The following is a 6,963-nucleotide window of genomic DNA, read 5'->3' as shown; positions in this document are numbered from 1 at the left end:
AGGAAGACCACTTTTACGACACTCCATAATACGTGATGTCCAAAGATTTATTTTTTCTTGACTGGTCTTTCTCAATAAGAGTACCTCCTTATTTCAAATAGAGTTAGAGTAAAAGACTCCAAAACAATGAATGTCTTGGAGTAATTATCTCATTAATAAGGAAGTATGGAAATATACTCAGTTATTAACCGCTTACTATTAACCGCTTACTTTAAAAGTTTTTAAACTTCATTTTGAAAAAAATAAAAAAGACACTCCATCCTCCAAGAAGTAGCGTCTTTTCTAAATAGTTATTCATTCCAATAGCTCTAAAATAAAGCAAACATCTCACTTTAGAAATGCTTAGTAGTTAACAGATCCTAAGTATTTTTTATATAGTTATAGTATAACATTCTTAGTAGAATTTTACCCCCACTATATCAAATATTTATTCATTTATTTTTGTTCCTTGATGAAAAATCATCTTCCATTTTAGGTCTTGTTTTCTCCATATAGAGCTTCGTAAAGAATATTTCTTGGTTTCCATACTATATTTAACAAGCATATAAGTTGCTAAAATACATTCTTTACTAATCCATTTTATTTTAAAATCTAATATCCTCCAATTATGCACTTCTAAATTTATTTGAGTATCTATTACTTTATCTTTATCATAAATATATATATTGCCTGAACTACAGAATTCTACAAATTCTCCATCTAATAATTCTTCTAGTTGCTGCTTTGAACATCGTACTTCAGGATTAAGTAGTCTTTCTTCTAATGTGAGTATAAGTTCTTCTACTTCTATACCATCATTCATATTAATCCCTCTCTTCTATCACTTATTTTTAGTACCATTCGCCGTGCTAATTGCATATGCGCCCTTTTTGTACTGTTGCAAACATATCACTACCATATAACACTACTCTAAGTCCTATTTCAATCAAAAGATTAACGATTTTATTGATTTAATCCTCCACTACTAACTTTGCATTAGGCTCATACCTCTTTATTTTTCTGTGATTATTTTAGTGGGGGTTGCATCTGCTACAAATATCATACTATCGTAAAGTACAGCAGGTGGTTGAAACATTCGGTAACTTGGAGGAAGAAGACGCATAAACCAAGAATAACCTTCTCCAAGAGTACCCATATAGGTGTATTGCGAAATCAGTTCATATAGCTCTGAATTCTCAGGTATATCTGCAAAATCTAACCAACAAATATCTAATCCAGCCATTTTTGCTGTTTTAGCCAATGGATTATGGGAGTAAAATACTTGATTTGTACGCTTTGTAGAGGAGTTGGTTGGCATATTACAACGAGTTCTATAAAAATCTGTGCCTATTACATAGTAATCATTGTCTATTTCACTTGAAAGCAACTTGCCCATAGAATCAAAGCTACCCCATTTAGCTACATGACTGTTATGCCCCGTAACAAAGATACGTTCGCAACCCCTCTGTTGCTCTTGCTGTAAGATCCATTGGACATTCTCAGCCATGAATCTATCTCTTAATGTACTGCCCTCTGTGTCTGTTATGACTTGAAGTTCACAATATTGCAATAGCATATCTGCAAAATGTATTGCTTGAGCAGAATCTTTCTTACTCTTAAGTTCATTTTTAATTTGTGTTATGATTTCTATTCGAGTCGGGTAATCAAATTCACTATTCCAGTCTTCACCATCCATAAGTTGTTGTAAAATCTTAGTATCTATTCCCTGTTCCTTGCAGGCTTCATTTAAGAATTGAAAATTATATGCATATCTTTGCATATCAAAACCATAGAAACGCAAATCTAAATCATCCGAGACATTGTCATTGTACTGTCGCATATACGAAATAAGCTCAGCCATCTCATCTGTGCGGTATATGTCAAAACCAATAGCTGCCGCTGCCTCTTGAGCAGTTCCTTGGCCACCATGTATGTATCGATTTACTTGCTCACAGCCACCATAGTCGCCCTCAAGCACAAGTGCTCTTACGCCATAATTTTCCACCATCTGCTTGAACACATCAAGCTTAAGCTGTTGGAATTCTACATTCCCGTGTGTAGCCTCTCCCAAAGCTATTATTTTTGCATTTTCTGGTACGGTGATATCTTCCACCGATTGTGCATATTTGACAAACTCTTCTGGATTTGCATTTTCTCCTGTACTAAAGCCACCGAAGTGCATAAATATGAGTACTATCAAAACTATTACTCCTAATAGTCCAAACACTATACACCATATCTTAGAGTGTTTTGTTCTTTTTTTCATAAATGATATTTCCTCTTATATTTGATATAAATTTCCCTATGTCACGCCTATCCTGTTTATTGCACTTCGTGTAATAGTTCTTCAGCAGAAATTTCGAATAATTTGGCAAGTGCAATTAAATTAGAGGTGCTTGGGTCAGATGTTCCATTCTCCCATTTGGATACTGCTTGCCTGCTTACACCTATTGCCTCGGCAACAAACTCTTGAGTCATATTACAGTCTGATCGATGCTGTTTTAAAACTTCACCAAGAGATTTTCTGATGCTTGACTTTTCTTTTCTAACATCTCCTGATTTGATATATTTAATTAGTGCTTTCATGATAAGTAGACCTACACCGATAAAACATATTATCACTGTCAGTCCAATAAGAAGTATTCCGCCAAAAATGGCTACTCCTAAAAAATCAAGTTTCATACTATCAACTCCTTTCTTGGGTTTACTATACCAATATTTTTTGGTTAACACCACCAACTATCACGCTATTTTCAGTTGCACTTCGGTTGCAAATGTAAAATAGCACTATTTTATGATTAAAAGGACATAAAGAATATATAAATAATTTCCACTCAACAAATATCTGTTTTAAACTTTTCCCTAATTATATCACAACTTTCAATCTTATCTTTCTCCCCCATAAATTTTGTCGCAAATAAAAAGAAGAAGCATCCTTATTGGACACTTCCTCTGAATATGAACTTGCATTTAAAAATATTTTCGCTGTATGATATGGTCTATGCTCCAACCTTTTTTACATCTCACTACTACTAACCACTTTTATTCCTTACACTCATTAAACCTAAAAAAGGGGCACATTTATTTGTGGTAAGGTTCACCGTATCTTCACTTATACTAAAACTATCAGAAAAGTTAAAGTGGATAGCTTTAATACTTTTTTCTTCCACTTCTATTTTTGATATTAATTTAGTCACAATCTTTCTCTGAGTATCTTTTGGCATCAATTTGAGTACCTTACCTACTGACCTTAAAATTTCTGAAACTTCTTCTAGATTGATTGTTTCTTTTTCCAACCCTTCTATCTGTCTAACTATCTTTTGTAATTTTTCTTGTTTTTCACTAATTTGCACGTTAACTTCCTGTATCTTACTGCGTATTGCTTGCTTGTATAATTCATCTCCCTCTAGTAATTCGTCTATTAGCTTACCTTGTTTCTTTTTTAACCCATTTATCTCTTGTTGAGTATTTTTTTCAATTTGTCTTTTATTTTTTATTTGATAACTTGTATTACTCAACCCATCTAAAATTTTACCACTAAACTTAGGGTCATTGACAATTCTTTCAAATACATCATAAAACTGTTCCTCAATCTGCTCTTTAGGTACAAGATTAGGTTTACAACCAGCTTTTTTATTAATGTACTGACCACATTCATAATACCAATACACTTTCCCTTTCACTTTTTTAGGTTGAACTGACATACCATACCCACATTTCGGACAACGTAATAATCCACTAATTATATGGTCCCCTTTAAACTGCTTCACATGATGGCGAGGATTTGTTGCTATCATCTCCTGTACTTTATTATACACTTTCATCGGTATAATAGCTTCATGTATCCCATCAGCCTCTATTACATTATCACTATACTGTCTTTTTCTAGAACCATTTTCATCCTCATATGACCAATTGTTCAATTTCCCCCACCTAATTTTACCTGCATAGGTTATATTGGTTAGTATCAGTTTTATACTGTTCCCACTGAATAACATTCCTTTTTTGGTCTTGTACCCCTCTTCATTCAATTCTTTAGCTATTGTTTTGTAGCCTGCCCCCTTCAAGTAACTATTAAATATACGAACAATTAATTCTGCTTGCTGTGGTTGAATAACTAATTTTTTATCTACTAATTCATAGCCTAATGGAACCATTCCTCCATTCCATTCACCTTTACGAGCTTTTTCACGCATCCCCCCCTTAACTTGAGTAATAATACTTTCTCTTTCCATCTCTGCAAAAACACCACTTATTGTTACCATTGCTGTACTAAATCCTCCTACTGTACTGATAGAATCCTTTACACCAATAATAGCTCCATTATGTTTTTTTACCATCTCAATAATATTAGCCGTATCTGCAGCATTTCTACTTAATCGGCTCATCTTCCACACCACAATACCCTGCACTTCTTTATTTCGTATAGTTCTTAGAGCCTCTATCAGCCCTGGTCGATTTTTAATATCTTTAGCAGAGATACCCCTATCAGAGTATACTCCTACAACTTCATAACCTCTAATCTCACAATACGCTCGACATTCCCTCTCTTGATTTTCCAAGCTATAGCCTTCCTCTGCTTGTTCTGTAGTTGATACTCTAGTATACACAACAACCTTTTTTATATCTTTTTCTTCCACCATATTGCTTCCTCCTTACGCTGTTTAGTGTGGGTATTATAGCGTACTTATGTACAAAAGTGTCGAGTTTTTTAATCTATTTCTCGTATTTTCTGTAATAATACTTCTTTCCCATATGTATCTGTTAGTTGCTGAATGCCTTTTAATAGTTCTTGAGCAAATTCAGTTAGTACTCTGTCCTGAATATCCTCTTCACTTACTAATATGTCTTCTAAGCTATTTAGCATGATATATTAGTACCCCCTTACTTAAATTTCAGAATTAATTTCTGATACTCCCTATCAGCAACCTCTTATTTCATTACCTAATTTTATTTTTCATTACAGTTACCTCATTTTTACAAACAGTAAAAAACATAAAAAAAAGCAGTTTAAGTTTTTAAATCTCGTATACTTATACGAACCAAAAACCTTAACTGCTATTTTTAACGATTTATGTGTTTTAGTATTTTTTACATACCGTTATATATTTTTATATACTTACTAACCGATTGCCTACTACAGTTACACAATCTAGCTAACTCTAACTGATTGATTTGCTTCATCTTATACTTTGGATAATGCTTTATAAAGCTACTAGGTAATCTGTCTATAGTAACCTTTGGTCTACCTATTGACTTACCTTTTGCCCTAGCATGAGCCATACCACTTTTAACACGTTGACTTATCATATTCCTTTCCATCTCTGCAAAAACTCCCATCATTTTGAGCATACCTTCTGTCATAGGGTCAAGCTGACCTCTTGTACAATCAACAACAAATGCTCCAATAATTAATTTAATCTGCTTGCGTTGTGCTAATTCTATAATTTCACATAATTGTCTTGTGCTTCTTGTAATACGAGAAACCTCTGTAGTTACAATAGTATCACCTCGTTCTATCTTAGTTAAGAGCTTATTAAGTTCAACTCTATCAGCCTTTGTACCACTCTCATACTCCCAGTACATGTTTTCCTCACTTAGTACTCCAAGCTGTTTAAGTTCTCTCTTCTGTCTATTTATATCCTGTCTATTTTCGTCTGTACTACATCTTGCATATCCATATACTTCCATAAATACAAACTCCTTTTTATTAAAATAACTACTATTTTGTAAACAAAAGGGTAGTTATTATTTCTTCAACATATTCTTACTTCTTTTACCTTTGAAACCTTTATTTTTGACCCGTACTAGAATGACAACGAAATCAAATGATTGTTTTAACCTACTTGATTAATAAAAATCCACTAGACAGACTATAAAAGCTTCTAGTGGATTTATACGATTTTTTACAAACGTAAAAGCCTTTGGTTAAGCCTTTAGCCCCTTAGCCTTATAGTAATACCCCCTACTCTTTAAGCTTTAACGTAGCTTAAATTTGAACGCCCTATAAAAAAGTAATATTTTTATTCTATTCATTAAGAATTTTGATTTCTAGAATATCAAAAATCGAAATAATCCTTGTTTCATTACCCCATATACCTAGCTTAGGCAACACTACATTACCTAAATCTTTTCCGTCACTTGTATTTTCTTGGAAGGCTACAACCTTCTCTTTTTCATGTACCCACTTCATTAACACATCTTCTCTTAAACTTGTATGTAAGATTTCATAAGAAGTCCCTATTTTGTACTTAATTAAAACCTCTCTTGACTTGAGTAAATTCACAAGATAGCTAACTACCCCATCTACCACAAACATTGGTAAAATAATAATATTTTTATCCTTTATATCGAGTTCCACCATTCTTATTTTTAAACCTTTAGTGGAAGTATCTAGTCTAACTGCTTGAAACAAACCTCTTTCAACCTCTACCTCTGTAACCTGAAGTTGCTGTGCCCATTTTTTGTTATCAAATGACTCCTCTAAATAAGTTTCTATATCTTCTAGGATACATTCATTTTTAGTAGCAAAAAATGATTCGGAATAATTTCCCCAAGAACCCTCATGAAGTATCCTAATATAGCATAACCCAGTATTGAGCAAGTAACTTGCTACTAACTCTTTGGTATGTGTTCGAAATGAGTCTGTTTGTAAATCCAAACCTAATCTCACTAATTGTTTGTACTCCATAAGTGCAACTTCATCATAGAGATTCCCTGATTGAACCCACTTCATATCACCAATCCACTTCATAGTAAAATAAGGAAGTAGGGTAATAAACTTTCCTGATTGCTGTACTGCTTTACATAAATAATTAAGAAATCCATTGTTACAATAATAACCTTCTGTAAGTTTACATTGTCTATATTCTAGGAATATCTTCTTATTAAAATTTTCAACCATATGTGATGTCTCCTTTCGTTGTTTAATTAATATATTCTTCCGTTTAAAAATTTCTCTGTAATTTTTTAAAAAATTCCTAA

7 protein-coding genes are annotated in these 6,963 nt (G+C 33.0%); all 7 read right to left on the bottom strand.

All coding sequences use genetic code 11. The annotated features are described in order from the left end of the window. Nucleotides 1-427 precede the first annotated feature (427 nt). Entirely contained in the window at nucleotides 428-802 is a 375-nt protein-coding gene (locus H8718_RS16185; protein ID WP_249333768.1) for a nuclear transport factor 2 family protein, read from the bottom strand. A 189-nt stretch (nucleotides 803-991) separates the two neighbouring features. Continuing rightward, nucleotides 992-2,179, bottom strand: coding sequence for an erythromycin esterase family protein (locus H8718_RS16180; protein ID WP_249333767.1), 1,188 nt, complete (start codon nucleotides 2,177-2,179; stop codon nucleotides 992-994). A 122-nt stretch (nucleotides 2,180-2,301) separates the two neighbouring features. Beyond that, the gene (locus H8718_RS16175) at nucleotides 2,302-2,661 is read right to left on the bottom strand and encodes a helix-turn-helix domain-containing protein (RefSeq protein ID WP_249333765.1); all 360 of its coding nucleotides are present in this window, start codon (nucleotides 2,659-2,661) and stop codon (nucleotides 2,302-2,304) included. Nucleotides 2,662-3,011: 350 nt separating this feature from the next. Next, on the bottom strand, nucleotides 3,012-4,622 hold the full coding sequence (locus tag H8718_RS16170) for a recombinase family protein (protein ID WP_249333764.1): 1,611 nt from the start codon (nucleotides 4,620-4,622) through the stop codon (nucleotides 3,012-3,014). Between the two features lie 68 nt (nucleotides 4,623-4,690). Continuing rightward, complete coding sequence (locus H8718_RS16165; protein ID WP_249333763.1) at nucleotides 4,691-4,846, bottom strand: hypothetical protein; 156 nt, start codon at nucleotides 4,844-4,846, stop codon at nucleotides 4,691-4,693. A 224-nt stretch (nucleotides 4,847-5,070) separates the two neighbouring features. Further along, nucleotides 5,071-5,670 (bottom strand): recombinase family protein, encoded by a 600-nt coding sequence (locus H8718_RS16160; RefSeq protein ID WP_249333762.1) that lies wholly within the window; start codon nucleotides 5,668-5,670, stop codon nucleotides 5,071-5,073. 337 nt (nucleotides 5,671-6,007) lie between these two features. Beyond that, the gene (locus H8718_RS16155) at nucleotides 6,008-6,883 is read right to left on the bottom strand and encodes a hypothetical protein (RefSeq protein WP_249333761.1); all 876 of its coding nucleotides are present in this window, start codon (nucleotides 6,881-6,883) and stop codon (nucleotides 6,008-6,010) included. Nucleotides 6,884-6,963 lie beyond the last annotated feature (80 nt).

The sequence above is a fragment of the Zhenhengia yiwuensis genome (assembly GCF_014384995.1).
GTDB classification, from domain to species: domain Bacteria; phylum Bacillota; class Clostridia; order Lachnospirales; family Cellulosilyticaceae; genus Zhenhengia; species Zhenhengia yiwuensis.
The sequence above is the reverse complement of the archived record's forward strand: the minus strand, read 5'-3'. Positions and strand labels throughout refer to the sequence as shown.

Coding starts and splice junctions, on each gene's coding strand:
- H8718_RS16185 (WP_249333768.1), bottom strand. CDS start 802: ATGAATGATGGTATAGAAGTAGAAGAACTTATACTCACATTAGAAGAA.
- H8718_RS16170 (WP_249333764.1), bottom strand. CDS start 4,622: ATGGTGGAAGAAAAAGATATAAAAAAGGTTGTTGTGTATACTAGAGTA.
- H8718_RS16165 (WP_249333763.1), bottom strand. CDS start 4,846: ATGCTAAATAGCTTAGAAGACATATTAGTAAGTGAAGAGGATATTCAG.
- H8718_RS16155 (WP_249333761.1), bottom strand. CDS start 6,883: ATGGTTGAAAATTTTAATAAGAAGATATTCCTAGAATATAGACAATGT.
- H8718_RS16175 (WP_249333765.1), bottom strand. CDS start 2,661: ATGAAACTTGATTTTTTAGGAGTAGCCATTTTTGGCGGAATACTTCTT.
- H8718_RS16160 (WP_249333762.1), bottom strand. CDS start 5,670: ATGGAAGTATATGGATATGCAAGATGTAGTACAGACGAAAATAGACAG.